Below are 24432 nucleotides of genomic sequence, written 5' to 3'. Positions count from 1 at the left end.
CAATGATGTTCAGGAATGATTGATGGATATTTTGAAAGCATTGCTGCATGCCCTGTGGCAGCAGGATTACGAAATGCTCTCCGACCCGACACTGGTTTGGGCCATTTATGGCGTGCTGTTCTTGATCCTGTTTCTTGAGAATGGCCTGCTACCCGCCGCGTTTCTGCCCGGCGATAGTCTGTTGATTTTAGTCGGTGTTTTGATTGCCAAAGGCACCATGGGTTTCCCGCTGACCATCCTGATTCTGACCACTGGCGCCAGTCTGGGCTGCTGGGTAAGCTACATTCAGGGCCGATGGCTGGGGAATACGCCTACCGTACAGAAGTGGCTCTCGCACCTTCCGGCGCAATATCATCAACGCGCGCACAGCTTATTCCATCGCCATGGTCTTTCGGCCTTGCTGATCGGTCGGTTCATTGCCTTTGTGCGCACCCTGCTGCCGACCATCGCGGGGCTTTCTGGCCTGAGTAATGCACGCTTTCAGTTCTTCAACTGGATGAGCGGCTTCCTGTGGGTGCTGATTCTGACGGTGCTCGGTTTCGCGCTGGGCAAAACGCCGATTTTCCGCCGCTATGAAGATGAACTGATGTTCTGCCTGATGCTGTTACCGCTGGTGTTGCTGGTGATTGGTCTGGTGGGCTCTCTGGTGGTGCTGTGGCGTAAACGTCAGTCTTCACGCAATGGGAATTCACAGCCATGATCAGATTCCGTGGATTCCCCAGGCGCTTCGTGCCCTGGGCGCTTGGCGCTGTGCTGGCGCTGCTGGCGGTGATTTTTGTGCCGTCGATGTTGCAGCACGATACCGTGGTGCAAATCCGTGTTGCCCACAATGGCACCAATCTGCCGGATGGCTTTTATCTGTATCAGCAGCTTAGTGCGCAAGGTGTGCGTATCAAAAGCATTACACCTGCGGGCGATGCGCTGGTGATTCATTTCGAAAATGAAGAACAAAGCCTTGCCGCCCAAAAAGTGCTGAAACGCTTACTGCCACAGGGCTTTGTCGTCGCAAGCGGACCGCAAGCTTCGCAGCAAGTACCTGACAGCAACCGCCCAACTTACAGCTGATTTTAGCCGTCTGGTGATAAGCCAGACGGTGAATCAATCCTCGCTATCCCCGCGTCTTCGTTGAATTTTTTCGTCTGCTGTCTATGCTTAAAGGTAGCGCGAGTTAAGACAAGCTGGGACGCTTCTCCTGCCCGGTTTGCGGCAGGTCATCAACAATGGAAGGTAAAACCTGATGAAACATCAATTACTGCTGGGTGCTATTCTGTTCTCTCTCTCGGGATCTCTGATGGCAGCCGAGTCGCTGTGTCAGCAAAAAGAGCACGACATTCAGCGCGAAATCGACATGGCTAAACAGCATGATAACCAGCGCCGGGTGACCGGGCTGGAGCGCGCGCTCACTGAAGTACGTGCGAACTGTACTGATGAAAGACTGAAGTCAGCCCACAGCGAACGCATTGCAGAGCAAAAACACAAAATTGCGGAACGTGAGCGTGAGTTGAAGGAAGAGCGTCAGGATGGCGACAAAGATAAGATTGAGAAGCGCGAACGTAAGCTGGAAGAGGCACAGCACGAGCTGAAAAAGCTTGAGGCTGAGCCCTACTAATCGGACTTAAATAGATGATGTAATGGAGAACTTCATGTCTAAAGACACCACATCTGAACATCTGCGTGCGGAACTGAAAAACCTTGCTGACACCCTGGAAGAAGTACTGAGCAGCTCGGCGGATAAATCGAAAACCGAACTGGACAAACTGCGCAGCAAAGCACGCGGCGCGATTGAAAGTTCGCGTGAGAGACTGGGCGATTCCGGTGAACGCATCGCGCAATCCACGCGTGAAGCGGCAGAAAAGGCCGACGAGTATGTGCGCGATAATCCGTGGCACGGCGTAGGCATCGGTGCAGCTGTCGGTGTACTGATCGGCATCCTGATCTCACGTCGTTGATATGAGCGATAGTCAGAGCCACGGCCCAGGCAAAGGGGTCTTCAACATCGGTCAGCGCATCGTCACCACCCTGATCGGGATGGTGGAAACGCGCGTCCGTCTGGCGATTGTCGAGCTGGAGGAGGAGAAAGCCAATCTGATTCAGATGCTGATGATGGTTGGACTGACGATGCTGTTTACCGCTTTTGGTTTAATGAGCCTGATGGTGCTGATCATCTGGGCGGTAGATGCGCAGTATCGGCTGATGGCGATTGCCATTACTACCGCCGTACTGTTTGCGCTGGCGCTGATCTTCGGTGTGTGGACGCTATATAAGTCACGCCAGTCAACGTTGCTACGTCATACCCGCAAGGAGCTGGAAACCGATCGCAGCTTGCTGGAGGAGCATCGCTCATGAGCCGTCGTGAACGTGAAGCACGCATTCATGAACTGTTGAATCAGGTTCAGCAGCAGCGATTGGATCTCAGTGCTGCACGCCGTGACTGGCTGGATGGCACCGCTCACTACGATCGCGGCTGGCTAACGTTTCTTAGCTTACGCCGCTATCTGGCGATTGGCAGCAGCGCACTGGCTATCTGGTCAATCCGCAGTCCTAACCGTATTTTGCGTTGGGCAAAACGCGGTTTTGGGCTTTGGAGTACCTGGCGCATGATTAAGTCCACGCTCGAACCTCGCTAACGCCTTCATTTGAAACCGGATCTAAAAGATTCGGTTTTTCTTTATCAAAATCCCTGAACAACATTGACAGTTTAACTCGCTTACAACTGTTGCAACCTGCGACTATCATCTTCCTCCATCAGCCCAACGAATTGCGACCAGCGATTCTGCGGGATCAAAACCTTGCAGGCCAACAACCTGCTTCTTAATTCTTGTTGGAGTAAATGATGAAAAAATTCGAAGACTCAGGCCTGTTGCTGGCACGCGTATTAATGACCATTCTGTTCATCACTGCGGGCTGGGGCAAAATCACCGGTTATGCAGGTACCGCACAATACATGCAGGCGATGGGCGTCCCGGGCTTCTTATTGCCGCTGGTTATTCTGCTGGAGTTCGGCGGCGGTCTGGCGATTCTGTTCGGTTTCCTGACGCGTTTCACCGCACTGTTCACTGCGGGCTTCACTGTGCTGACTGCGTTCCTGTTCCACAGCAACTTTGCTGAAGGCGTTAACCAGCTGATGTTCATGAAGAACCTGTCCATCGCCGGTGGTTTCCTGGTGCTTGGTCTGGTAGGTCCGGGTGCATACAGCATCGACCGTCTGATTCGTGCTCGTTTCGCACCAGCAGCCGCACGCTAAGCACACAAGCGCTGCCAGAACACATATACTGATTTGCAGGGGCGAGGATTTTCCTCGCCCTTTTTCTTTATGGAGGGCTTATGGGACAACTGATTGACGGTGTATGGCATGACACCTGGTACGATACGAAGTCAACCGGTGGCCGCTTCAAACGCACAGAAGCAGTCTGGCGCAACTGGATCACCGCAGATGGCAGTGCTGGCCCCACCGGCAAGGCGGGTTTCGCTGCCGAGCGCGATCGCTATCATCTTTATGTTTCTCTTGCCTGTCCGTGGGCACACCGCACGCTGCTGATGCGCCAGCTTAAAGGGCTGGAAGAGATGATTTCCGTCTCAGTGGTGCATCCATTGATGCTGGAAAACGGCTGGACCTTCGACGACGATTTCCCGGACGCAACCGGCGACTCTCTGTATCAAAACGAATACCTCTATCAGCTCTACCTGCACGCCGACCCGCAATATACAGGCCGCGTGACCGTTCCGGTGCTGTGGGATAAAACTCAGCACACCATCGTCAGTAATGAATCGGCTGATATCATCCGTATGCTCAACACGGCCTTCGATGCACAAGGTGCCCGCGCTGGGGATTATTATCCGCCGGCGTTGCGCGATAAGATCGATGAGCTGAACGGTTGGATTTACGACACGGTGAACAATGGCGTGTATAAGAGCGGATTCGCGACCTCGCAGGCGGCCTATGATGAATCAGTCACCGCGCTGTTCCATTCGCTGGCGCGACTTGAGCAGATCCTCGGGCAGCATCGCTACCTGGCCGGCGATCGCCTGACAGAAGCGGATTTGCGTTTATGGACCACCTTAGTCCGCTTCGACCCGGTATATGTCACGCATTTCAAGTGCGACCGTCACCGCATCAGTGATTACCGCAATTTGAGCGGCTTCCTGCGTGATATCTACCAGATGCCGGGCATCGCCGATACGGTGAATCTGCCACATATTCGCCATCACTATTACTGTAGCCACAAGACCATCAACCCGAGCGGCGTGATTTCGCTAGGCCCGGCGTTTGACTGGGATGAGCCACACGGCCGCGGTTGAGGTTAGTGGGGATCATTGCGTTCAACACACTCCTTTTTTAAGGAGTGTGTTGTGCAGGTTTTAAAAGGTGGAATACGAGGTGAACCGCCTGACACTCCATTTCTTCATGCGCGTTAGCCGCTAAGTGTCAGGCCGATGTGCCCACTTTTAAGCAAACTTAATCAGCACCATCCCAGCAATCAGCAATCCCACCCCTAACCAGCCGATGCGATTCAGACGTTGACCAAACAGTACCCAACCAGCCGCTACCGTTGCCACCAGACCAAAACCACCCCACAGTGCATAAGCCACTGAGAGATCGATCCCTTTCACCGCTTGTGACAACGCACTGAATGCCCCCAGCACCGCGACCAGTGAGAGCAGGCCGTAAATGACACGGCGGAAACCATCGGAATATTTGAGAAAGATATTCGCGACGATCTCAAGCCCAATCGCCAGTGCAAGCCAGGCAATATGCACCGTATTAAACGTGGCCATGTTGCGGCTCCTTGCGTGTCAGCGTGCCAGATTTGATTAGCGCAATTCCCGCCACCAGCGTGATTAAGCCCGCCACCTTCATCAGCGATAAGGGTTCATCGAACAGCGTGACGCTGAACAGGGTGATAAACAGAATGCCGATACCTTCCCACATCGCATAGGCCACGCCTAAAGCGATACGTTTTACGGCGAAAGACAGGAATATATAAGAGAGCGCAATCATCACCAGCATAAAAATAAAACCCGCGTTGTCGTCATTGACGCTGGCCCATTTCATAGAGAGCGTGCCGGTTATTTCAGCCAGGATAGCTAAAACTAATAAAAGCCAATAGCGCATACTTTCTCTCCTTAAGAGAAATAGAGAACTATCACGCGAAATAAACGCATGTGAAATTTTAAGAATATTTTTAAATAAGGAGAGTGTGGTGCTAAAGCGCGAAGCGCCAGTGCTGGTCGCAGATCGAGCAGTGGAAGTGTTCAGAGAGATAAATAGAGGTTGCCATCATTGGGGCGAGCATTTTGTCCATAATTTTACAACTTATCCACGCTGTTGCTTTTCGTCGATGTGGATGAAAAATTGTCCTCGGTAGTGAAACACGCACCTATTCTGGCATAAGGTTTATTTTGTTATGCGGGATTTTCATTTCTTTACGCTTTGGCATTTTTTATTCTCTGCGAACGAGAATTTATTTTAATTATTGGTATGCCGCGTTCTTTTCATAGAGAGGGGAGTGGGCAGTCATTCATCTTGCGCCGTACGCCAGATAGCAAAAACCCCGCCGAAGCGGGTTTTTCACATGAAAAAGTCGAAACTGACCGATAAGCCGGGTTCTGTCGTGGACAGTCATTCATCTAGGCCAGCAATCGCTCACTGGCTCAAGCAGCCTACCCGGGTTCAGTACGGGCCGTACCTTGTGAACCCCTATTTGGCCTTGCTCCGGGTGGAGTTTACCGTGCCACGAACTGTTGCCAGCCGCGCGGTGCGCTCTTACCGCACCCTTTCACCCTTACCTGATCCCATTACTGGGCCATCGGCGGTTTGCTCTCTGTTGCACTGGTCGTAGGCTTGCGCCCCCCAGGCGTTACCTGGCACCCTGCCCTATGGAGCCCGGACTTTCCTCCCCTCTGCCCGTCTCCCCCGAAAGGGACGACGACAAAGCGGCGACTGTCTGGTCAGCTTCGGCGCGGGATAATAGGCGATCCGCCCGCGTTTGTCACGCCTCTTGCTGCTCCAGCGCGTACTTATACAGGGCGTTCTTCTTAACGCCATGAATTTCCGCCGTTAACGCAGCGGCTTTTTTCAGCGGCAGCTCAGTTTGCAGCAACGCCAGGGTTCGCAACGCTTCGGCAGGCAGCGCTTCTTCATCGGCCTTGTGCCCTTCAACAATCAGCACCATCTCGCCTTTGCGACGGTTTTCATCTTCCAGTACCCAGGCCAGGAGTTCGCCCACCGGCGCGCCCTGGATGGTTTCCCAGGTTTTGGTGATTTCACGCGCCAGCACCACATAGCGATCTGCACCCCATACGCTCACCATATCTTGCAGGCTATCGATCAAACGGTGAGTGGATTCATAAAAAATGAGGGTACGTGGTTCATTCTCAAGGGAGCGCATCACATCGCAGCGGCCTTTACTCTTGGCGGGCAGAAATCCTTCGTAACAGAAACGATCTGACGGTAACCCCGCCGCACTTAATGCTGTAATCGCCGCGCAGGCACCCGGCAACGGAACCACGCGCACACCTGCTTCACGGCAGCGACGTACCAGATGATAGCCAGGATCGTTGATTAATGGCGTGCCCGCATCCGAGACCAGCGCAATGCTCTGGCCTTCTTGCAGCTTGGCTAACAACACTTCTGCTTTCTGTTGTTCGTTGTGGTCGTGAAGTGCGAACAGTCGCGCATTGATGGCGAAATGTTGTAGCAACAGCCCGGTATGACGTGTATCTTCCGCTGCGACCAGATCGACGCTCGCAAGCACCGTCAGCGCACGCTGCGTGATATCACCCAGGTTACCGATCGGGGTAGGAACGATATAGAGCGTGCTGGCAGAAATCTCTGCCCGATCGAGTTGTTTCATTGTTTCATCCGAATTGCCGATTTAATATTGAGCATCTAGAAAAAAACATCACTGGATACAGTATGCTTCCTTCAAAAGTCGTACGTCATAAAGCAGGACGCTTTGTACCTGTTCTTCTCGCTGGACTGATTTTAGCCGCCTGTAGCGGCCAGGGACCGCAGCAAACCTCCAACGTCAATATTCAGGGGCCTGCTACTGGCCGGTCTGACTATTATCTGCAGCAGGTGCAGCAAAGCAGCGATGATAGCAAGACCGACTGGCAATTACTTGCCATCCGTGCCCTGTTGAAGGAAGGAAAGTATCCGCAGGCTAACGATCAGATCTCGCAACTGCCACAGCAGCTCTCTGCAGTGCAGCAGCAGGAGCTGCAATTACTGCGCGCGCAGATGCAGATTGGTCAGCAGGATTTCGGCGGCGCTCAGCAGACGCTGGGTCAGGTGAAGACTGATGGCCTGTCTCAGGATCAGCAGGTGCGCTACTACGCACTGCAAATCGCTGCGGCGCAGAATCGCCCTTCACTCGCTCTGTTACGCGCCTATATTGCTCAGGAGCCGTTGCTGCAAGGCGCCGACCACCAGAGCAATATTGACGCCACCTGGCAAGCTCTGACGCAAATGACGCAGGATCAGCTGAACAGCCTGGTGATTAACGCCAATGAGAACACCCTGCAAGGCTGGCTGGATCTGCTCAACACCTGGCACACCAACAGCCAGGATCCGCAGATGCTGAAAGCGGCGATCAAAGACTGGCAGACACGTTATCCGCAAAACCCGGGTGCGAAAACATTACCAACGCAGCTTAGCCAGGTGCAAAACTTCACCAAAGCCTCGACCAGCACCATCGCGCTACTGCTGCCGCTGAATGGCCAGGCACAGGTTTTTGCCAATGCGATTCAGAAAGGTTTTAACGATGCCAAAAATGGCGTGTTAACTGCACCAGCCCCGCAACCCGCCCCTGCTGCTACCGCGGCAACCGATGCCAATGGCCAGCCGTCAGCACAACAGCCTGGCGACGCGAACGCACAACAGCCTGCCGATGCTAACGCTGCCGCTAACGCAGTTGTCAGCCCGGCCATGGCAGGTAATATGCCGCCACAGACCGAACAGCCGCAGCCCGCAGCACAACCGGCGACAACGGCGGCTCAACCGGACAGCAGCGCGCAAGTGAAAGTCTATGACACCAGCAGCCAGCCGATTGCTCAGGTAATGCAGCAGGCGCAGCAGGATGGCGCGACCATCGTGGTAGGCCCACTGTTGAAAAACGAGGTGGAATCGGTGGTGAACAGCCAGACGCCACTCAACGTGCTGGCGCTGAACGAGCCAGAACAGATCCAGAACCATCCGAATATTTGTTATTTTGCGCTTTCTCCTGAAGACGAAGCGCGCGATGCCGCGCACCATATCTACGAGCAAGGCAAACGCCAGCCATTACTGCTGGTACCACGTAGCAGCTATGGCGATCGCGTCAGCAAGGCGTTCGCACAGGAGTGGCAGCAACTCGGCGGTTCCACCGTACTGCAACAGCGTTTCGGTGGCGTTTCTGAGCTGAAACAAGGTATTAATAGCGGAGCCGGTATCGCATTGAGTGGCACGCCGCTGACGGTTGAACAGCCGCAGTCTGCCGGCGTGGCTGTTGCGGGCCTGACCATTCCAGCGCCGCAAACCACCCCGCCAGCGCCAACGACCGATGCCAGCGGCGGCAGTGTGGATGCAGTGTACATCGTGGCCAGCCAGGACGAGCTGCAACTGATCAAGCCGATGATTGCGATGCGCACCAGCAGCCGCAACAACATCGCACTGTATGCCAGCTCCCGCAGTGCGCAGGCGGGTGCCGGTCCAGACTTCCGTCTGGAAATGGATGGCCTGCAGTTCAGTGATATTCCGCTGCTCTCCGGTAACAATCCGGGTCTGATGCAGCAGGCGGCGAAGTCGTTTAACAACGATTATTCGCTGGTTCGCCTCTACGCGATGGGCATTGATGCCTGGACGCTGGCGAATCACTTTAACCAGATGCGTCAGGTGCCTGGCTTTGCCATTGACGGCAACACCGGCAAGCTGAGCGCCGACTCGGATTGCGTGATCAACAGGAAGTTGGCATGGAACCAGTATCGTCAGGGACAAATCGTTCCGGTGCAGTAAACCGCCAGCGCATTGGCGCTGAGCAGGAGCAGCAGGCGCGTGGCTATCTGGAGCGCGCCGGGCTGCGATGGATTGCCAGCAACGTGCGTTGCCGCAGTGGGGAAATTGACCTCATTATGCGAGACGCCGATTGCTGGGTGTTTGTCGAAGTGCGCTATCGACGCGATGCGCGCTACGGCGGTGCCGCCGCCAGCGTGACGCGCCAGAAACAACAAAAGCTGCTGCGTACCGCCGCATGGTGGTTGCTGGCACGCGGCGGCAGTTTTGATACGGTGAATTGCCGTTTTGACATCATTGCCATTACCGGGCGTGAGCTGGAATGGCTGCCCGATGCCTTTAATGCCGATGGATAGAACCAGGTGGTCTTGTGCAGGACAGAATTAAAGCGTGTTTTACCGAAAGTATTCAGACTCAAATCGCCGCTGCGGAGGCACTGCCGGATGCGATTTCTCGCGCCGCTATGACGCTGGTGCAGTCGCTGCTGAACGGTAACAAAATCCTGAGTTGTGGTAACGGTGCTTCATCGGCCAATGCTCAGCATTTTGCCGCCAGTATGATTAACCGTTTTGAGACCGAGCGCCCCAGCCTGCCTGCGCTGGCACTGAGCGCCGACAATGTCATGCTGACGGCGATCGGCAACGATCGTCTCCACGATGAAGTTTATGCCAAGCAGGTTCGCGCGCTTGGTCAGGCCGGTGATGTGCTGCTGGCCATTTCAACCCGTGGCAACACCCGCGATATCGTAAAAGCGGTTGAAGCTGCGGTGACTCGCGATATGACTATCGTCGCGTTGACCGGCCATGATGGCGGTGAGCTGGCGGGCCTGTTGGGTCCGCACGATGTGGAAATTCGCATTCCGTCACATCGCAGTGCACGCATTCAGGAGATGCATATGCTGACGCTGAACTGCCTGTGTGATTTGATTGATAACACTTTGTTCCCACACCAGGAATGACTGAAGGAGCTCAAATGAAAGCATTGAACGCTGTCGCCATTCTTTTAACTGCCATGATGCTGCAAGGCTGTGTTGCCGTTGTGGCAGGCGGCGCCGCTGTGGCGACCAAAACCGCAACGGACCCGCGCACCGTCGGTACGCAAGTGGATGATGGTACGCTGGAACTGCGTGTCAGTAACGCACTGGCTAAAGATGAACAAATCAAAAACCAGGCACGCGTCGTGGTCACCGCTTATCAGGGCAAAGTGCTGCTGACCGGTCAATCGCCATCGGCGGATTTGGCGAGCCGCGCCAAGCAGATTGCCATGGGCGTGGATGGTGCCACCGAGGTGTATAATGAAATCCGCACTGGCCAGAAAGTAAGCCTCGGGACGTCATCATCCGATACCTGGATCACCACCAAAATCCGCTCGCAGCTGCTGGGTAGCGATCAGGTGAAATCCTCGAACGTGAAAGTGACCACGGAAAACGGTGAAGTGTTCCTGCTGGGTCTGGTGACACAACAGGAAGCCACTGCGGCGGCCGATGTGGCCAGTCGTGTAAGCGGTGTGAAACACGTAACGACCGCGTTCACCATCCTGAAGTAATCTGCATCTGACGGGCGCAGTCAGCTGCGCCCCGACCACAGACAAGGGCAGCCTCAGCGGGCTGCCTTTTTTTATGCCGGTAAATCGATGACGAGGGCACGTAGCGGCGTTTTCGCCTGCAACGTAATCTGCTGTTCTTCACTCAAGAACGCGCCGTCACCGCAGCTCAGTAACTCCTGATTGGCGCTACTTGCCTGCAGATCCAACGAACCGTGGATAGATTGCAGATAGGCACGAGGGCCGTTCAGTTTCACCGTATGCTGCTCACCGGGTGCGAGTATCACCTGATGGACCCAAACTTGCTGACGCAGTTGCAGGCTGCCATCCACGCCGTCTGGCGAGGCCAGCAAGAAACGGGTCTGCTGCGGCACAGCGATTTTCTGCAGCAGCGGATTCTCTCGATCCGGGCAGGCCGCCAGCCAAAGCTGCATGCGTGTTAGCGGGTGATCTTTGCTGATATTGATTTCACTGTAGTTCACGCCCTGCCGCGCCGACAACAGCATGGCTTCGCCTTCCCGCGCGATCAGGTGGTTACCTTCGCTATCGCGGTACTCTGCTTCGCCCTGCAACACCAGGTTCAGCACATCCACCTGCGGATAGCTGCGTGGCTGGAACGCCGCACCCGGCGCCAGCACTTCCTGATTAAGCACACGCAATGAAGCGTAGCCCATTAATTTCGGGTCAAAATAGTGGCCAAAAGAGAAGCTGTATCGCGCCTGCAACCAACCAAAATCGGCCTGGCCACATGCTGACGCGCAGCGGGTTGTCATCATGATTTACCTCCGACGCACTGCGGTGAGATTCGACCACAGGCTTTATACGTTAATGGTAAAAGGCTGGACGCCGGATTGTTAGCCAGTTAATCTGCCTGGCATATTCAAATTTACTGACAGAGAACCGGCATGGCAAAAGACCGCGCGTTAACCCTCGAAGCTTTACGTGTGATGGATGCTATCGACCGTCGTGGTAGCTTTGCTGCGGCAGCCGATGAATTGGGCCGCGTTCCCTCTGCATTGAGCTACACCATGCAGAAACTGGAAGAAGAGCTGGACGTGGTTCTATTTGACCGATCCGGCCATCGCACCAAGTTCACCAATGTCGGGCGTATGCTACTGGAGCGTGGGCGCGTGCTGCTGGAAGCGGCCGATAAACTCACCACCGATGCCGAAGCGCTGGCTCGCGGTTGGGAAACCCATCTCACCATCGTGGCCGAAGCGCTGATCCCCACCAACCTGCTGTTCCCTGTCGTTGAAAAGCTGGCGGAGAAAGCCAACACGCAGATTTCACTTGTGACGGAAGTGCTGGCCGGTGCCTGGGAGCGTCTTGAACAGGGCCGCGCGGACATCGTGATAGCGCCTGATATGCATTTCCGTGCATCAACCGAGATCAACACCCGTAAGCTCTACAGCATTATGAGCGTCTACGTGGCCAGTCCGGACCACCCGATTCATCAGGAAGCCGAGCCGCTGTCTGAAGTGACGCGCGTGAAGTATCGCGGTATCGCGGTGGCGGATACCGCGCGCGAACGCCCGGTGTTAACGGTGCAGCTGCTGGATAAACAGCAACGCCTGACGGTGAGTAGCATGGACGATAAACGCCGAGCGCTGCTGGCAGGATTGGGTGTCGCCACCATGCCTTATCCGATGGTGGAGCAGGATATCGCCGAAGGCCGTCTGCGTGTGGTGAGTGCCGAATACACCCGTGAAGTGGATATTATTATGGCGTGGCGCCGCGATAGCATGGGTGAAGCCAAGGCGTGGTGCCTGCGTGAAATCCCGCGGTTGCTGGCTAAGCAGCGCGGTTGATTAAGACCTGGACGGGATAAATGCCACCCCAAAGCCGAACATCGTAATGGCGGCATTCATCCCAAACATTTTAATGCGGAATTCATGCCGGATATTGTTTTGGCGATATTCAAGCCGCCCTGATTGACGATCACATCCGACTCAGACAATCGATCGCCACCGCTTTAAAGCTGACGAAATCCGCGCAATCGCGCAATCGGGTCATCGCCCTCTCCCGCAGGAAGGTGACGAACAGATCGTAAATCGCCATCGCCTCTTCGTATTCGCTTTTACTGATCGCCAGCAGGAAAATCACCGAAGCGGTTTCATCACCCCAGCTCACGCCATGCGGCGCCAGCACGGTATACACCACGGTTTTCTTCGCCAGCAATCCCAGTGAGTGCGGCAGTGCAATGCCTTCGCCGAGCAGGGTGCTGACAATCGCTTCTCGCTCTTCGACGGAGGGATAAAAGTCCGCATCCACATAGCCTTCTGACTCCAGCTGATCGCACAACACGCGGAACAGCGCGGATTGCGTCATCGGCTTATCCAGCACCATAAAGTGCTGTGCATCGAAGTATTTTTCCAGCATGTAAGGCCGTGTGCGATCCACCAGCACCAGCTTACCCAACTGCTCCAGCTGGAACTCGGTCGGGAACGGCGACATCACCGCAATCGGCTTATTCTTCTCACTCAAACGCACGGTGGAAATCACGAAATCTTCGTCAATGTGTTCGCGCATCTCGTAATCACGCTGCGACAAACGCGCCGTGACCACCAACTGCGGGTATTTACGCAGCAGCAGCGCTTCAATCATGCGCAGTGTGGAGTTGCCGCTGTCGCACACCAACAGCACCTGCGGATGGCGTTGATAGCCGACATCGTAATGCCGCTCTAGCCCGACACCGATGTGCAGCACCAGAAAACCGATTTCGTTCTCGCTGATGCTGTACGGCGTGTACTTTCCCCAGCTGGTGACCGCCGCCAGCGTCACGTCATACGCCATCGGATAGTGCTGTTTGATGTTACTCAGCAGCGGGTTGGGGATGTGAATCTGGTAGCGCACCCGGGTAATCATAGTTTTGATATGGGTGAGCAGATCGGCCCGCAGCTGCTCATCCTGCTGCAAGCGGTAGTTGTAATGGGTGTTGATGTAGTTCAGCAGGTAATCGACTAACGCATCGGCGTCATCAGCATTAATGGTGCTGGGCGACAGCGCCTGAATCTGCCGGGCGGCGATATTGACGCGCAGCCAGTTCTCTTCCGCCTGCGAAATCGGTTTGCCGACCAGCGGCTGTATCAGATTTACCAGATGATGTGCGGCTTCGCGCACCTCGTCACCGACATCTTCCGCGCCGGGATCGTTAAGTGGGAAACCTTCGCTGATGCGTCTCACCGCCACCGCACAGTAAATTTGCAGATAGCGCTCGCCCTCATCGCTCAGGCGAATCGCATACTGATTAAAGCAGTGCTGCAACAGCGGTTCCAGCTGTGCCAGGATGCCGCTGTGCAGCGCTTCCACCGTCAACAGCGGGCTGTCGGGCATCTCCTGATCAATTTGCCACAGCAAATCCGTCAGGCAGGTGCGGATCGCCGCTTCGCTGCCGAACAACTTCATGCCGTAATGCGGCTTGGTTTCGATATTCAGGTGATAGCGGCCCAGCCACTCGCGCACTTCCGCCATATCACTTTGCAGGGTAGCACGGCTGACAAACCACTCTTCCGACAGGTCTTCCAGCTTGAGTGAATAGGCGGCGGTGAGAAAACGCGTGAGCAAATAGCGCACGCGATCCTGAGAAGTGCGCGGCACGCGCAGCGGCGCGGCGCTCTCTTCCTGCAGACGATCAAAAAGCGCCACATCGTCGATCTTCAGCTGATATCCCGCGCCGCGTGCCAGCACGAACTGAGCGCCGTGCTGCTCCAGCAGCGCATTCAGCGCGGTGATATCGGTGCGCACCGTGCGCGTTGAAACTGAAAAGCGGCGCGCCAGTTCATCCTGTGGCAGCGTTTCATTCTGCAGCGCAGCGAAAAGTTGGGCCAGACGCTGATTGGGAAATCTCACGGAGCTTCACCTGTGACTCGTTTGTTACAGCAGTTTCTTGCACGTTGCCAGAAGCTGACGCACATCGTCAATGCGCGTGTCGCCAGTGGCACTGTCGATGATCGAACTATAGACGTGTGGAATCACTTTGCTGACGCCCGCATCGAGTGCAATCTGCACAATGGCTTCGAAGTTATTGAGATCGATGCCGCCGGTCGGTTCCAGCCAGAAGTCGTGACGCGCACAGGCTTCAGCAACGGCACGGTACTCATTCACCGCTTTTAAGCCGCCCATCGGGAAGTATTTCACCGAACTGCCACCCATGTCCTGCAGCATGGCGATAGCGCTGTCGATCGGCACAATCGCATCTTCCAGTTGCGAGCTGCGCGGTCCGGTGGAAATTTTCACCAGGCCCGGCGTGCCGGTTGGTGAAATCAAACCGTTGACCACGGTGTGATTCTGCCCGAGCAGCGCGCGGCTGGTCGCCACACCGGTAAACACCTGGTTCACGTGCTGCGGTTGCAGCACCGCTGAGATCTCACTCACCATCGCCGACTGATTCGGATCGCCCGCGCCCAGTCCGACGGACAGCGCGTTGTCGATCAGTGCCGCGTACTCACGCATATCGGCAATCGCTTCTTCATTGGTGGCGTAATTTTTTGATAATACACCCACCAGCACGTGGCCTTCTGCGGCCTGCCAGATCTCTTTGGCGTTCTGTTTAGAACCGGCCAGCACGTTGAGGCACAGACGGCCCTGATAAAAATTCGGGTTCAGACTCATGCGCGTTTTCCTCCGCTGAGTAACGCCTGGATACGGCTAAAAATAATATGCAACTGATCGGCACTGACGCTGCGCACGTCGGCTTCGATAATGCCTTCATTGGCCTTGTAGCCACGGAAGTAGATAGCGATGTCGCCGGTTTTCAACGCCTGCACCAGCTCGCCGGTTGGCCATTGTGTGACGGCTTCATCGAACTTGATCTCAGCACGGGCGATATCGCGGCCCGCCGCATCCCACACTACGCGTGCGGACACACCATTCAGCGTATTGAGGTTGTCGATAAACGGCGTCATGTTGGCGACCATCTCAGCGCCGGTGGTTTTCGGCTGCACCAGATAGTTTTCAATCGCCTGCGTCAGACCGAGAATCCCCTCTTTACCGACTTTCATCGCGCGGCCAATGCCGTTGCTCTGACGTTTTACCCACTCAACGTACTGAGTGCGGCCAATCACCAGACCGCTGGTCGGCCCTTCGATCGCCTTGGCGCCGCTGTAGATCACCAGGTCCGCGCCCATCTGGTAGTAGCACTGCAGATCTTCTTCTGCCGCCGCATCCACGATTAACGGGATACCGTGTTTACGCGCGACTACCGCCGCCTGCTCCACACTCAGGTGGCTCTTCTGCACGCAGTGGTGTGATTTGATGTAAAGCAGCGCCGCCGTGGTTGGCGTGATGGCCGCAGCCAGCTGTTCTGGCGAACATTCGTTGCTGTAGCCGGCTTCCACCAGACGTCCGCCGCCCAGCGCCACCATCGCACCCACCGGCGCACCGAAGTTCACGTTATGGCCTTTCGGCACCACGATATCGTGCGGCACGGTCAGCGGCGCGGCATGCAGGTTGTCCAGCAGCCAGTCGTTATCTTTAACGATCACCGCCGCCACGCTCTGTGCGATGCCCGCAGAGGCGCAGGAGACCACCACCGCGCTCTCGACATCCAGCAGTTTAGCGATATACGCGCCGGTTTTATTGACCAGATCTTTGATCTCGAAATAGTGATTCAAACCGTAGCTGACGGTCTCGACCACATCGGCAGAAGGCGTTGAAACACCAAGAATGGTCATACGACCGGAGGCATTGATGACCTGTTTCAGGTCATATTTTTCATAAATCGAAGACATGATTAGCTTTCCCTTCATCAGTCAGATGCCACTTACCCGCGATAACCACGGCCAGCGGCAGCAAATGTTGCTCACCCAAAACCCGTTCGCCTTCAGCATCAACGAACGGGCGGGCTTCCTCTTTGACGGTAAAAATGGTCAGGTCGGCGTCATAACCTTCGGTTAAGCGCCCTTTGCCCGCTAAGCGCAGGCCAGCCGCGGCATTACCGGTGACGCAGTCGATAACCTGCGGCAGCGTCATGCCAATGCTGAAGAATTTCGACATCACATGCGCCAGGCTATGTACCGGGCCGTTGATGCGGTTGCGACAGTAAATGTCCGAGCTAATGGTGTCGGGCAGAATACCCTGCGCGATGGCCTGACGGGCCACTTCAAAGCTGAAGCTGGCACTACCATGGCCGATATCCAGCTTCACGCCGCGCGCGATGGCATTTTTCACCGCGGCTTTCAGTTCGCCCTGCGGCGACAGAATGCGGTTGGGTTTGCCGTTGAAGCAGTGAGTGATGATGTCACCGGAGGTGAGCAAATCGGCGATCTCTTCCAGCACCGGCGGGTTGTTGCCGATGTGCACCATCAGCGGCAGATTTCCCGCCGCCTGCTGAATGGCTTTGGCGCGAATCAGCGGCTGAATGCCATTTTCACCCACCACGCTGCTGCTCATGCGTGCTTTTAATCCCACGATAAAGTCCGGGCGACGTTTTACCGCCTGCACCACTGCATCACCGTCGATTTGCGCCATATCCGCCAGTTCGTTCTGGGTGATGATGCCGGTGCGTGAGATGTTGATCAGCGCGCGTACTTCAGTGGTGGCGGAACGGGTGAGTTGATAGAAATCGTCGATATGATCCGCGCCAGTGCTGCCTGCATCAACCACGGTAGTGACGCCCTGCGCCACGCCAATCGCATCGGCTTCATCGTGATAAATCGGGGATTTGGGATAGCAGTGCACGTGGCTGTCGATCCAGCCGGCGCTGACGTAATAGCGCCCCTCTAAATCGCGCTCCTGCTGAGCTGAACCGCTGACGTCGCCGACCGCAGCAATTTTGCCCTGCTGGATGGCGATGTCCACCAGCTGTTCGTCGCACAAACGCGCGCGGCGCAGAATCAGATCAAACATATTCACTCCTTAACAACCTGCATTCAGCCTGGTGCGCATGAATACGCACCCTTCGGAATCTGCATCACATCTGTGCGGGGGCATCAATACGCCCACACAGAATGCACTGTTCAATCGTAGGGTCGCCGTGATGGGCGACCGTTAAATCGGAAACAGCTTTACAGCGAAACCGGGAACATCGCGCCTAACGCCATGGCACCTAAAATCGCGCCACCGGTGATCGGTTTGTTCCACAGATAAAACAACAACGCCCCCACCAGCGAACCGATGCCAATCGGAATCGATGCCGCCATCGCCGACAGGATAATCAACGGCCCAAGGAAGCGGCCGGAGGCATTACCTGCGCCCATCATCACGTCCGCACCGTAGGTGGAATCGCTCTGATTGATGGTGAACTTACGCGCCAGGATAATCAGATAACCGATCGCTAAACCCACCACCAGACCCGTTGCCAGTGATGCGGCAAAGTTCGCCACCGGGAACACGATGCCTGCACCGAGCAGCAAAGCCGGAACGCCCAGCCCGACACCGGTTTGAATCGCACCGCCAATATCCAGAATCCCGACCAGCGAACCCTCGATGATGCGGGCAAACAGGAAGCTGGCACCAAACGCCGCCACGGCGCCATACACGCCGGTTTCCATGCCGGAACGCAGCATCGAAACAAACGCCACTTCGTTAAACGCGCCAATGCCGTACAGGTAGTACATGTGCGTACCGGCAAACACCCCGGCGGACAGCAGGCCAACAAAGATCGGGAAAGACCAGTCGGCGTACCAGAACCCTTTGTTTTCGGTCTCGTTCATTCTCAAGGCTCCTTATTTGCCGCTCAGGCTGTTGTGAATCATGTCCAGCCAGCCAGGAATGCCAAGTTGGAAGGATTGCAGCAGTTTCATGTCGAAACCACGGAAGAAGCCGCTCAGAGCGAACAGCAGCACAATCGCGAACATCATCACTTTGGTGACTTTGTTCCAGCCGCTCTCTTCCACGCCTTTACCAATCAGGATACCCAGCACCAGACCCGGTACGGCATTGCCCATGATCAACTGCGCCAGACCACCAAAGATGGTCGCCCAGAAACCGGATTTCTTACCGGCATCAATCGCTGCCAGCCAGAAGATCACCGGCATTACGGTGTTCACCAGCAGGTTGGCCGCCGGTACCAGCACTTTAACCGCCGTAACCTGTAATGCCGCCGGCACCGCAGAAGCGGTACTGTTGAGGAACGCCACCACGATCATGCCGATGATGCCGCAGGCAATCGCCATGCGTTTCGGGTTGTGCAGGGTTTCCGCGACGTTACGATTTTTCACCATCAACGCAGCCGCGCCCCAGTTGGGCAGAATGCGGTGGTCAACGTCCTGTGTGAAGGAGCCTGCCGCCACAGACGAAGCCCAGGCGTTAAAGAAGAAGCCAAGACCAAAGGAGAAGTGCGATGCAGGATCGCCCTCACAGGAATTGAGTTCACCCAAGGTACGAAACGCGCCCATACCCTGGGTGGTCGGTGCGTGGAACATGCGCGCTGCGCCCGCTCCTACCCCAACGCCAACCAATCCACCAATGATCAACGACTTAAACAAAATGATTAAAAACATGTTGTTGTACCCTTTGTTGTCGTTTTTATTTCGTCGCGATGAAATCCACCTTATCGGTGTCGATCACGGTGACGCTGACGGTAATCTCCAGCTCGACGCTGTAATTCCGTCGTTCGCGCGCCAGAAAGAAGAACAAGAACTTCTCTGTGCGTACGCTCTCCTGCGCGCGCAGCACCCGCACATCTATGGGTTCAATGCGCAACAGAATCTTTTGGCTGGTGCGCAGCACTTGCTGCTGCACCTTGCTCAATGCATCGGAAAAGGCTTTCGCTTTGCTGTCGCCTTTGCCCTGCACCGTTACCTGCGTCTCGTATTGCTGTTTCATGCTTAGCTGCCGTGTTTTTTATTCCAGGCCTGCACCAGACGTTCACCCAGCTCTTCTTTATCCATAAAGCCAAAGCCCAGCACGGTGGCGCCTTCGTTGATGGCGGTCACGCCTTCATCAATCGAACGCATACCGTGTTTGGCTTTGTAGCCATATTTGTTTTGCGCAGTGATGGCACCAGCACCGCCGCTGCCGCAGAAAGAGATGCCGAAATCGGCGTTTTCCGCTTTCATCACATCGCCCAGCTTCATATCCGCTGCGACGCCCGGCACCACCACGGCACGGCCGCCTGCTTTCTCAATACCGGCTGCGACTTTCTGACCTTTACCCAGACGATCACCAATCACGACTGTTACCATGTTCAATTCCTCTCGATTTATGCTTCGTTGGATTTCGCCACTTCGATATGCACCGATAACAACCAGGCTTCTTCTTTGGGCAGATTGCCAAACAGATCGACCACCTGCTGTGCCAGCGCCATGGTTTCTGGCGAGATATCTTCAAACAGTTCGGCTTCCACTTCCGGCAAGGCTTCTCCCGTGAGGGAACGCGCTGCCATCGCCCGTACATGCGAGGCCAGCATTTGCTGCTGCACGGCATTGGCTTCGATGTGGTGCGCGGCGTAGATCGCCGCAATCTGCTTCAACGTGTTATCCGCCAACGCCTGAATGGCTTCTGGCGTACTCGGTTTCAGCGGGACAGCTTCACTCCTCACCTTGCTACTCCTGTTTACTGCGGATAATTAGAGATAATTCGCGTTAGAAAGAAATTACGCTTTCCGCTTCAGGCTGTGGAGACGCATCTTTTCCACCTCAAAGTGGAAATCCCACGGGCGTGTGTGCGCCAGATCGCACTACGCATGAAGTGTGCGAAACAGGTCACAAAAATGCGGGTTATGCCGGAAATCGATGCGTTTAAACGGAGGGAATGCGAGAGGAGATAAGGCCAGCCACAGGGCTGGCCGGGTTATCAGCGGAATTTCTTATGGTTGGCGTTACGAATATCTTCCAACTTCTTCGCTTCAGTTTTGGCTTCGTCGAGCTTGTTGGCTTTCGCCAACTGATCGACGACATCAATCTGCGCAATCAGAGAATCAAGACCGGCGTGATAATCCTTAATCTGGGCGCTATCGGCAGCCTGACCTTCCAGTTTTTCCGGCGTGGATTTTTTAGCATCCTCCGCCGCCTGGCGCATCTTGCCGAGCGCGGTTTGCATTTCCTGAGCATCAGAGGTTTTCTTCACCACGCTCAGGCCATCTTTCAGGGTATCCATATCACTCTTCAGGTCAGCGGCGAATACGCTAGCCGAGGAGAACAACAGCGAGAGAGACAACATTGCAATCACATGCTTACGCATAAATATTCCTTATTTCCCGTCATATTTCAGGTTCCAGACACGTTGGCTACGCTCACTCACCTCAGTCACTTACTGATGTAATGTCCTGAGGATTCATTCACTTGCCGCCTTTCTGTCACGCGAATTATTAAGGGGTATTATTGTCGGGCTAAAAAAAAAGCAGCCTTGCGGGCTGCTTTCATGAAGCGATGTCTTTATTGTCCGGCGATTTTAATCTCCGGCAGCAGCACCGAACCGCATTGTATATTGCTGCGCGTTTCAATGTCGTTACCGAGCGTTACCATATTGAGCCACATATCCTTGAGGTTGCCCGCAATTGTGATCTCGCTCACAGGATATTGGATTTCACCGTTTTCAACCCAGAAGCCTGAGGCACCGCGGGAATAGTCACCGGTCATGGCACTCACGCTGGAGCCCATCATTTCGGTAACCACTAAACCACGGCCCATCTGCTTCAGCATATCTTCAAAGCTATGCCCCTGACCCGCAATGCGCCAGTTGTGAATGCCGCCCGCATGACCGGTGCTCTGCAAGCCAAGCTTACGTGCCGAATAGCTGGTCAGCAGCCAGTTTTGCAGCACGCCATCTTTGATGATGTCACGCGCCTGAGTGCGGACACCTTCGCTGTCGAACGGCGTAGACGCCAGGCCTTTCAGCAGGTGCGGCTTCTCTTCAATCGTCAGCCACTCAGGCAAAATCTGTTTGCCGAGTGAATCCAGCAGGAAGGTCGCTTTGCGATAGACGCTACCGCCGCTGATCATGCCGACCAGATGGCCAAACAGACCCGTCGCCACTTCCGGCGCGAAGATCACCGGCGCTTTCATGGTTGGCAGTTTGCGCGGCGCCAGGCGTGACAACACGCGACGTGCGCACTCTTGTCCCACCCAATCCGCAGTTTGCAGATCGTCAATGGAACGGCCGATGGTGTAGGCGTAATCGCGCTCCATGTTGCCATCCTGCTCGGCAATCACACAGCTGGAGAGCGAATGGCGGCTTGAGCAGTAGCTCTGCAGCATACCGTGGCTGTTACCGAACACTTTGATGCCGACGTGGCTGTTGAAGCTGCCGCCTTCGGTATTGGTAATGCGCTTGTCAGCTTGCAGCGACGCCTGTTCGGCCTGTGCAGCCCATTCGATAGCGCGATCGGCATCGATCTCCCACGGATGGTAAAGATCGAGATCCGGCGCTTCAAATGCCAGCAGATCGGGATCGGCCGGGGCACCAAAAGGATCAACCGAGGTGTAACGCGCAATGTCGATCGCCGCCTGCACGGTACGTTTGATGGCATCCGGGCTGAGGTCGGTTGAAGAAGCACTGCCTTTGCGGTTCTGATGATAGACGGTGATGCCAAGTGCACCATCGCTGTTGAATTCGACGTTTTCCACTTCGCCATAGCGGGTACTGACGCCGATGCCGGTGGTTTTGGTCACCGCGACTTCTGCTCCATCGGTGCTGGCTTTCGCCAGTTCCAGCGCCTGCGCGACAGCCTGTTCTAACACTTTACGTTGTTCTGCAACCTGAGTAGATACGTTCATCGACCTGCCGTCTAATCTTAAGTATGAATTTATTGAGTCTATCAGACTCAGAGAACAATTTCGCAGTCGCCCGATAAACTGGTAGGATTAGCCTCTTTTTTTTAGGGAGCCAAGAGATGACCAAGCAGCCCGATGACTGGCTCGACGATGTGCCAGATAATCAAAACGAAGAAGATGAAGACGAAGAGATTATCTGGGTCAGCAAAAGCGAAATTAAACGCGACGCCGAAGAGCTGAAACGCCTGGGCGCCGAGTTAGTTGATCTGGGGAAAAATTCCCTCGACAAAATTCCACTCGACGATGATCTGCGTGCCGCCATTGAGCTGGCACAGCGTATTAAAAAGGAAGGCCGTCGCCGCCAGTTGCAGCTGATCGGTAAGATGTTGCGCGCGCGCGATGAAGATCCGATTCGTCAGGCACTGGATAAGCTGAAGAACCGCCATAACCAGCAGGTTGCGCTGTTCCATAAACTCGAGCAACTGCGCGATCGCATGATCGAGAAAGGCGATGATGCTATCGCAGAAGTGATTAATCTCTATCCGCAGGCCGATCGCCAGCAGCTGCGCACCATGATCCGTAATGCGCAGAAAGAGAAAGCCGCTAACAAACCACCGAAAGCCACCCGTCAGATCTTCCAGTATCTGCGCGAGCTGGCAGAGGCGTAAGTTTGCCGCGTGCATAAAAAGGGTCGCCAGTGGGCGACCCTTTTTAGTTTGGGCGGTTAACAGAGCGTCATCAAACCCAGTGGCAACCCCGATTAAAGGGTCGCCACGCCATCAACGTCCCAATCTCTCCAGCAGTTTCTGGTGAATGCCACCAAACCCGCCGTTACTCATCACCAGAATGGAATCACCTGGCTGGGCTTCTTTTGCCACCATTTCCACCAGCGTATCGATATCCGCGCTCCACTTCGCCGGCTGGATGCAGGCTTCCGCGACATCAGACACCTGCCATGGAATGTGGTGCGGCTGGAACAGGAACACGCTATCGGCGCGCCCCAGAGAGGGGGCCAGCTCGTTTTTGCTCACGCCCATCTTCATGGTGTTGGATCGCGGCTCCAGTACCGCCAGAATACGCGCGGTACCACCGACTTTGCTGCGCAGCGCCGCCAGCGTGGCCAGAATCGCGGTGGGGTGATGGGCAAAATCGTCATACACTTTGATGGCATTCACTTCACCACGCAGCTCAAGACGACGGCGCGCATTGATAAAGCTGCTCAATGCTTCACCGGCATCCACCGGTTTCACCCCGACGTGACGCGCGGCCGCAATCGCCATCAGGCCATTGTGCATGTTGTGCTCGCCGACCAGCGCCCAGTTCACTTCACCGACTTTCTCGCCGTCCAGCCAGATCTCCCAGTGCGAAGAGTCTGGCGTCAGTTTTTTCGCCTGCCAGTGGCCGTTGTCGCCGACGGTTTCCTGCTCGCTCCAGCAGCCCATCGCCATCACTTGCTTAAGATTGTTATCGTGCTCCGGCAGCAGGATTTTGCCCTGGCCTGGCACGATGCGAATCAGATGGTGGAACTGCTTCTGAATCGCGCGCAAGTCATCAAAGATATCGGCGTGATCGAATTCGAGATTGTTGAGGATCAGCGTGCGCGGGCAGTAATGGACAAATTTGGAACGCTTGTCGAAGAACGCGCTGTCGTATTCATCCGCCTCAATCACGAAGAATGGACTTTTTCCTAATTTTGCCGAAACCTCGAAGTTTCCTGGCACTCCACCAATGATAAAGCCCGGTTCAAGGCCACAGGCCTCCAGAATCCACGCTGCCATGCCTGCGGTAGTGGTTTTGCCATGGGTTCCGGCCACGGCCAGTACCCAACGGTCACGCAGCACGAAATCATGCAGCCACTGCGGGCCAGAGAGGTAAGGAATGTTACGTTCCAGTACCGCTTCCACACACGGATTGCCGCGCGTCATGGCGTTGCCAATGATCACCAGATCCGGCTGCGGATCGAGCTGACTGGCATCATAACCTTCTGTCAATTCAATGCCTTGCTGTTCCAGCAAGGTGCTCATCGGCGGGTAGACATTGGCGTCAGAGCCGGTCACTTCATGCCCTAGCGAACGGGCCAGCATTGCCAGTCCGCCCATGAAAGTGCCACAAATCCCAAGGATGTGAATACGCATAAAGAGATCCATTACTCAAAAGTTCGGCGCACAGTGTAACCCCGAGCAGAGTGGGAAGAAACGGATTAGGACTATGGTTTTTAAAGTTCAATCGGCTAAACTGCGCTCATAC

30 protein-coding genes and 1 other RNA gene are annotated in these 24432 nt (G+C 55.3%); 14 read left to right on the top strand and 17 right to left on the bottom strand.

Annotated elements, in window-relative coordinates; all coding sequences use genetic code 11:
* Positions 1-22: 22 nt before the first annotated feature.
* The 8 genes from WFP70_RS11400 to WFP70_RS11365 all read left to right on the top strand — a co-directional run bounded on the left by WFP70_RS11400 (position 23) and on the right by WFP70_RS11365 (position 4299).
* Positions 23-700: a DedA family protein gene (locus WFP70_RS11400; protein ID WP_034829190.1), complete on the top strand. Its 678-nt coding sequence runs from the start codon at positions 23-25 to the stop codon at positions 698-700.
* Complete coding sequence (gene mzrA, locus WFP70_RS11395; RefSeq protein ID WP_034829191.1) at positions 697-1065, top strand: EnvZ/OmpR regulon moderator MzrA; 369 nt, start codon at positions 697-699, stop codon at positions 1063-1065. The genes WFP70_RS11400 and mzrA overlap by 4 nt, the downstream gene beginning before the upstream one ends.
* Positions 1066-1237: 172 nt before the next feature.
* Positions 1238-1609 (top strand): DUF1090 domain-containing protein, encoded by a 372-nt coding sequence (locus WFP70_RS11390; protein ID WP_034829192.1) that lies wholly within the window; start codon positions 1238-1240, stop codon positions 1607-1609.
* A gap of 34 nt (positions 1610-1643) precedes the next feature.
* Entirely contained in the window at positions 1644-1949 is a 306-nt protein-coding gene (locus WFP70_RS11385) for a DUF883 family protein (RefSeq protein ID WP_034829194.1), read from the top strand.
* A gap of 1 nt (position 1950) precedes the next feature.
* Positions 1951-2346, top strand: coding sequence for a phage holin family protein (locus WFP70_RS11380; protein ID WP_337023422.1), 396 nt, complete (start codon positions 1951-1953; stop codon positions 2344-2346).
* The gene (locus tag WFP70_RS11375; protein ID WP_038644523.1) at positions 2343-2627 is read left to right on the top strand and encodes a YqjK-like family protein; all 285 of its coding nucleotides are present in this window, start codon (positions 2343-2345) and stop codon (positions 2625-2627) included. Before WFP70_RS11380 ends, WFP70_RS11375 begins: the two co-directional genes overlap by 4 nt.
* A gap of 206 nt (positions 2628-2833) precedes the next feature.
* The gene (locus tag WFP70_RS11370) at positions 2834-3244 is read left to right on the top strand and encodes a DoxX family protein (RefSeq protein WP_058959530.1); all 411 of its coding nucleotides are present in this window, start codon (positions 2834-2836) and stop codon (positions 3242-3244) included.
* Between the two features lie 80 nt (positions 3245-3324).
* Positions 3325-4299: a glutathione S-transferase family protein gene (locus tag WFP70_RS11365; protein ID WP_160868601.1), complete on the top strand. Its 975-nt coding sequence runs from the start codon at positions 3325-3327 to the stop codon at positions 4297-4299.
* Between the two features lie 147 nt (positions 4300-4446).
* On the opposite strand, the gene mdtI is transcribed toward WFP70_RS11365, so the two are convergent.
* From mdtI to rsmI, 4 genes are all read right to left on the bottom strand, one after another.
* Positions 4447-4776, bottom strand: coding sequence for a multidrug/spermidine efflux SMR transporter subunit MdtI (gene mdtI, locus WFP70_RS11360; protein ID WP_160833723.1), 330 nt, complete (start codon positions 4774-4776; stop codon positions 4447-4449).
* Complete coding sequence (mdtJ, locus tag WFP70_RS11355) at positions 4763-5113, bottom strand: multidrug/spermidine efflux SMR transporter subunit MdtJ (protein WP_160833724.1); 351 nt, start codon at positions 5111-5113, stop codon at positions 4763-4765. Before mdtJ ends, mdtI begins: the two co-directional genes overlap by 14 nt.
* Positions 5114-5580: 467 nt before the next feature.
* Positions 5581-5957: RNase P RNA component class A (gene rnpB / locus WFP70_RS11350), an RNA gene on the bottom strand.
* 33 nt (positions 5958-5990) lie between these two features.
* A complete protein-coding gene (rsmI, locus tag WFP70_RS11345; RefSeq protein ID WP_337023423.1) occupies positions 5991-6854 on the bottom strand; it encodes a 16S rRNA (cytidine(1402)-2'-O)-methyltransferase in 864 nt (287 codons plus the stop codon).
* A gap of 62 nt (positions 6855-6916) precedes the next feature.
* Here rsmI and WFP70_RS11340 point away from each other — a divergent pair, with 62 nt between their 5' ends.
* From WFP70_RS11340 to dolP, 4 genes are read left to right on the top strand one after another with little or no spacing between them, the layout of a single operon-like run.
* The gene (locus tag WFP70_RS11340) at positions 6917-8992 is read left to right on the top strand and encodes a penicillin-binding protein activator (RefSeq protein WP_337023424.1); all 2076 of its coding nucleotides are present in this window, start codon (positions 6917-6919) and stop codon (positions 8990-8992) included.
* On the top strand, positions 8950-9345 hold the full coding sequence (locus WFP70_RS11335) for a YraN family protein (RefSeq protein ID WP_166933401.1): 396 nt from the start codon (positions 8950-8952) through the stop codon (positions 9343-9345). Before WFP70_RS11340 ends, WFP70_RS11335 begins: the two co-directional genes overlap by 43 nt.
* A gap of 14 nt (positions 9346-9359) precedes the next feature.
* Positions 9360-9947 carry a DnaA initiator-associating protein DiaA gene (gene diaA, locus WFP70_RS11330; RefSeq protein ID WP_034829211.1) on the top strand — a complete coding sequence of 196 codons (588 nt, stop codon included), beginning with the start codon at positions 9360-9362 and terminating at the stop codon, positions 9945-9947.
* Between the two features lie 14 nt (positions 9948-9961).
* On the top strand, positions 9962-10534 hold the full coding sequence (gene dolP, locus WFP70_RS11325; protein ID WP_034829213.1) for a division/outer membrane stress-associated lipid-binding lipoprotein: 573 nt from the start codon (positions 9962-9964) through the stop codon (positions 10532-10534).
* Between the two features lie 71 nt (positions 10535-10605).
* Here the strand turns inward: dolP and WFP70_RS11320 are convergent, their stop codons facing one another.
* Positions 10606-11307: a pirin family protein gene (locus WFP70_RS11320; RefSeq protein WP_034829215.1), complete on the bottom strand. Its 702-nt coding sequence runs from the start codon at positions 11305-11307 to the stop codon at positions 10606-10608.
* Between the two features lie 129 nt (positions 11308-11436).
* On the opposite strand from WFP70_RS11320, the gene WFP70_RS11315 reads away from it, so the two are divergent.
* Positions 11437-12339, top strand: a complete 903-nt coding sequence (locus WFP70_RS11315) for a LysR family transcriptional regulator (RefSeq protein WP_034829216.1) — start codon at positions 11437-11439, stop codon at positions 12337-12339.
* A gap of 130 nt (positions 12340-12469) precedes the next feature.
* Here WFP70_RS11315 and WFP70_RS11310 read toward each other — a convergent pair whose 3' ends face one another.
* The 11 genes from WFP70_RS11310 to pmbA form a co-directional block, all read right to left on the bottom strand.
* Positions 12470-14380, bottom strand: coding sequence for a BglG family transcription antiterminator (locus tag WFP70_RS11310; RefSeq protein WP_337023425.1), 1911 nt, complete (start codon positions 14378-14380; stop codon positions 12470-12472).
* A gap of 24 nt (positions 14381-14404) precedes the next feature.
* The gene (gene dagF / locus WFP70_RS11305; protein ID WP_200576703.1) at positions 14405-15142 is read right to left on the bottom strand and encodes a 2-dehydro-3-deoxy-phosphogluconate aldolase; all 738 of its coding nucleotides are present in this window, start codon (positions 15140-15142) and stop codon (positions 14405-14407) included.
* Positions 15139-16260, bottom strand: a complete 1122-nt coding sequence (locus WFP70_RS11300; protein WP_182056873.1) for a DgaE family pyridoxal phosphate-dependent ammonia lyase — start codon at positions 16258-16260, stop codon at positions 15139-15141. Before WFP70_RS11300 ends, dagF begins: the two co-directional genes overlap by 4 nt.
* Positions 16244-17377, bottom strand: coding sequence for an amidohydrolase/deacetylase family metallohydrolase (locus WFP70_RS11295; protein ID WP_337023426.1), 1134 nt, complete (start codon positions 17375-17377; stop codon positions 16244-16246). The genes WFP70_RS11300 and WFP70_RS11295 overlap by 17 nt, the downstream gene beginning before the upstream one ends.
* A gap of 158 nt (positions 17378-17535) precedes the next feature.
* On the bottom strand, positions 17536-18183 hold the full coding sequence (locus WFP70_RS11290) for a DUF4310 family protein (RefSeq protein WP_034829224.1): 648 nt from the start codon (positions 18181-18183) through the stop codon (positions 17536-17538).
* A gap of 12 nt (positions 18184-18195) precedes the next feature.
* Positions 18196-18972: a DUF4311 domain-containing protein gene (locus WFP70_RS11285; protein WP_034829226.1), complete on the bottom strand. Its 777-nt coding sequence runs from the start codon at positions 18970-18972 to the stop codon at positions 18196-18198.
* A gap of 25 nt (positions 18973-18997) precedes the next feature.
* Complete coding sequence (locus WFP70_RS11280) at positions 18998-19297, bottom strand: DUF4312 family protein (protein ID WP_034829228.1); 300 nt, start codon at positions 19295-19297, stop codon at positions 18998-19000.
* 2 nt (positions 19298-19299) lie between these two features.
* Positions 19300-19656 carry an SFCGS family glycine-rich protein gene (locus tag WFP70_RS11275; protein ID WP_009087404.1) on the bottom strand — a complete coding sequence of 119 codons (357 nt, stop codon included), beginning with the start codon at positions 19654-19656 and terminating at the stop codon, positions 19300-19302.
* 17 nt (positions 19657-19673) lie between these two features.
* Positions 19674-20012 (bottom strand): glycine dehydrogenase, encoded by a 339-nt coding sequence (locus tag WFP70_RS11270; RefSeq protein ID WP_034829231.1) that lies wholly within the window; start codon positions 20010-20012, stop codon positions 19674-19676.
* Between the two features lie 254 nt (positions 20013-20266).
* Positions 20267-20653 (bottom strand): cytochrome b562, encoded by a 387-nt coding sequence (gene cybC / locus WFP70_RS11265; protein ID WP_038644492.1) that lies wholly within the window; start codon positions 20651-20653, stop codon positions 20267-20269.
* Positions 20654-20847: 194 nt separating this feature from the next.
* Positions 20848-22188: a metalloprotease PmbA gene (gene pmbA / locus WFP70_RS11260; RefSeq protein WP_337023427.1), complete on the bottom strand. Its 1341-nt coding sequence runs from the start codon at positions 22186-22188 to the stop codon at positions 20848-20850.
* 116 nt (positions 22189-22304) lie between these two features.
* On the opposite strand from pmbA, the gene yjgA reads away from it, so the two are divergent.
* Positions 22305-22853, top strand: coding sequence for a ribosome biogenesis factor YjgA (yjgA, locus tag WFP70_RS11255; RefSeq protein WP_034829237.1), 549 nt, complete (start codon positions 22305-22307; stop codon positions 22851-22853).
* 111 nt (positions 22854-22964) lie between these two features.
* Here yjgA and mpl read toward each other — a convergent pair whose 3' ends face one another.
* Complete coding sequence (mpl, locus tag WFP70_RS11250; RefSeq protein WP_166936687.1) at positions 22965-24320, bottom strand: UDP-N-acetylmuramate:L-alanyl-gamma-D-glutamyl-meso-diaminopimelate ligase; 1356 nt, start codon at positions 24318-24320, stop codon at positions 22965-22967.
* Positions 24321-24432 lie beyond the last annotated feature (112 nt).

The sequence above is a fragment of the Pantoea sp. USMM079 genome, assembly GCF_037153115.1.
Classification (GTDB): Bacteria; Pseudomonadota; Gammaproteobacteria; order Enterobacterales; family Enterobacteriaceae; genus Pantoea; species Pantoea communis.
Note: the sequence above shows the minus strand (reverse complement) of the source record. Positions and strands in the feature narration are given on the sequence as shown.

What these genes read in the sequence shown, in the direction of transcription:
- yjgA (WP_034829237.1), top strand. Translation starts at nt 22,305, where the DNA reads ATGACCAAGCAGCCCGATGACTGGCTCGACGATGTGCCAGATAATCAA.
- WFP70_RS11285 (WP_034829226.1), bottom strand. Translation starts at nt 18,972, where the DNA reads ATGTTTTTAATCATTTTGTTTAAGTCGTTGATCATTGGTGGATTGGTT.
- WFP70_RS11370 (WP_058959530.1), top strand. Translation starts at nt 2,834, where the DNA reads ATGAAAAAATTCGAAGACTCAGGCCTGTTGCTGGCACGCGTATTAATG.
- WFP70_RS11390 (WP_034829192.1), top strand. Translation starts at nt 1,238, where the DNA reads ATGAAACATCAATTACTGCTGGGTGCTATTCTGTTCTCTCTCTCGGGA.
- WFP70_RS11335 (WP_166933401.1), top strand. Translation starts at nt 8,950, where the DNA reads ATGGAACCAGTATCGTCAGGGACAAATCGTTCCGGTGCAGTAAACCGC.
- mpl (WP_166936687.1), bottom strand. Translation starts at nt 24,320, where the DNA reads ATGCGTATTCACATCCTTGGGATTTGTGGCACTTTCATGGGCGGACTG.
- pmbA (WP_337023427.1), bottom strand. Translation starts at nt 22,188, where the DNA reads ATGAACGTATCTACTCAGGTTGCAGAACAACGTAAAGTGTTAGAACAG.
- WFP70_RS11280 (WP_034829228.1), bottom strand. Translation starts at nt 19,297, where the DNA reads ATGAAACAGCAATACGAGACGCAGGTAACGGTGCAGGGCAAAGGCGAC.
- WFP70_RS11315 (WP_034829216.1), top strand. Translation starts at nt 11,437, where the DNA reads ATGGCAAAAGACCGCGCGTTAACCCTCGAAGCTTTACGTGTGATGGAT.
- WFP70_RS11340 (WP_337023424.1), top strand. Translation starts at nt 6,917, where the DNA reads ATGCTTCCTTCAAAAGTCGTACGTCATAAAGCAGGACGCTTTGTACCT.
- WFP70_RS11320 (WP_034829215.1), bottom strand. Translation starts at nt 11,307, where the DNA reads ATGATGACAACCCGCTGCGCGTCAGCATGTGGCCAGGCCGATTTTGGT.
- WFP70_RS11380 (WP_337023422.1), top strand. Translation starts at nt 1,951, where the DNA reads ATGAGCGATAGTCAGAGCCACGGCCCAGGCAAAGGGGTCTTCAACATC.
- mdtI (WP_160833723.1), bottom strand. Translation starts at nt 4,776, where the DNA reads ATGGCCACGTTTAATACGGTGCATATTGCCTGGCTTGCACTGGCGATT.
- dagF (WP_200576703.1), bottom strand. Translation starts at nt 15,142, where the DNA reads ATGAGTCTGAACCCGAATTTTTATCAGGGCCGTCTGTGCCTCAACGTG.
- WFP70_RS11275 (WP_009087404.1), bottom strand. Translation starts at nt 19,656, where the DNA reads ATGGTAACAGTCGTGATTGGTGATCGTCTGGGTAAAGGTCAGAAAGTC.
- WFP70_RS11385 (WP_034829194.1), top strand. Translation starts at nt 1,644, where the DNA reads ATGTCTAAAGACACCACATCTGAACATCTGCGTGCGGAACTGAAAAAC.
- WFP70_RS11295 (WP_337023426.1), bottom strand. Translation starts at nt 17,377, where the DNA reads ATGTTTGATCTGATTCTGCGCCGCGCGCGTTTGTGCGACGAACAGCTG.
- rsmI (WP_337023423.1), bottom strand. Translation starts at nt 6,854, where the DNA reads ATGAAACAACTCGATCGGGCAGAGATTTCTGCCAGCACGCTCTATATC.
- WFP70_RS11290 (WP_034829224.1), bottom strand. Translation starts at nt 18,183, where the DNA reads ATGAACGAGACCGAAAACAAAGGGTTCTGGTACGCCGACTGGTCTTTC.
- WFP70_RS11375 (WP_038644523.1), top strand. Translation starts at nt 2,343, where the DNA reads ATGAGCCGTCGTGAACGTGAAGCACGCATTCATGAACTGTTGAATCAG.
- cybC (WP_038644492.1), bottom strand. Translation starts at nt 20,653, where the DNA reads ATGCGTAAGCATGTGATTGCAATGTTGTCTCTCTCGCTGTTGTTCTCC.
- WFP70_RS11400 (WP_034829190.1), top strand. Translation starts at nt 23, where the DNA reads ATGGATATTTTGAAAGCATTGCTGCATGCCCTGTGGCAGCAGGATTAC.
- mzrA (WP_034829191.1), top strand. Translation starts at nt 697, where the DNA reads ATGATCAGATTCCGTGGATTCCCCAGGCGCTTCGTGCCCTGGGCGCTT.
- WFP70_RS11300 (WP_182056873.1), bottom strand. Translation starts at nt 16,260, where the DNA reads ATGTCTTCGATTTATGAAAAATATGACCTGAAACAGGTCATCAATGCC.
- WFP70_RS11365 (WP_160868601.1), top strand. Translation starts at nt 3,325, where the DNA reads ATGGGACAACTGATTGACGGTGTATGGCATGACACCTGGTACGATACG.
- dolP (WP_034829213.1), top strand. Translation starts at nt 9,962, where the DNA reads ATGAAAGCATTGAACGCTGTCGCCATTCTTTTAACTGCCATGATGCTG.
- mdtJ (WP_160833724.1), bottom strand. Translation starts at nt 5,113, where the DNA reads ATGCGCTATTGGCTTTTATTAGTTTTAGCTATCCTGGCTGAAATAACC.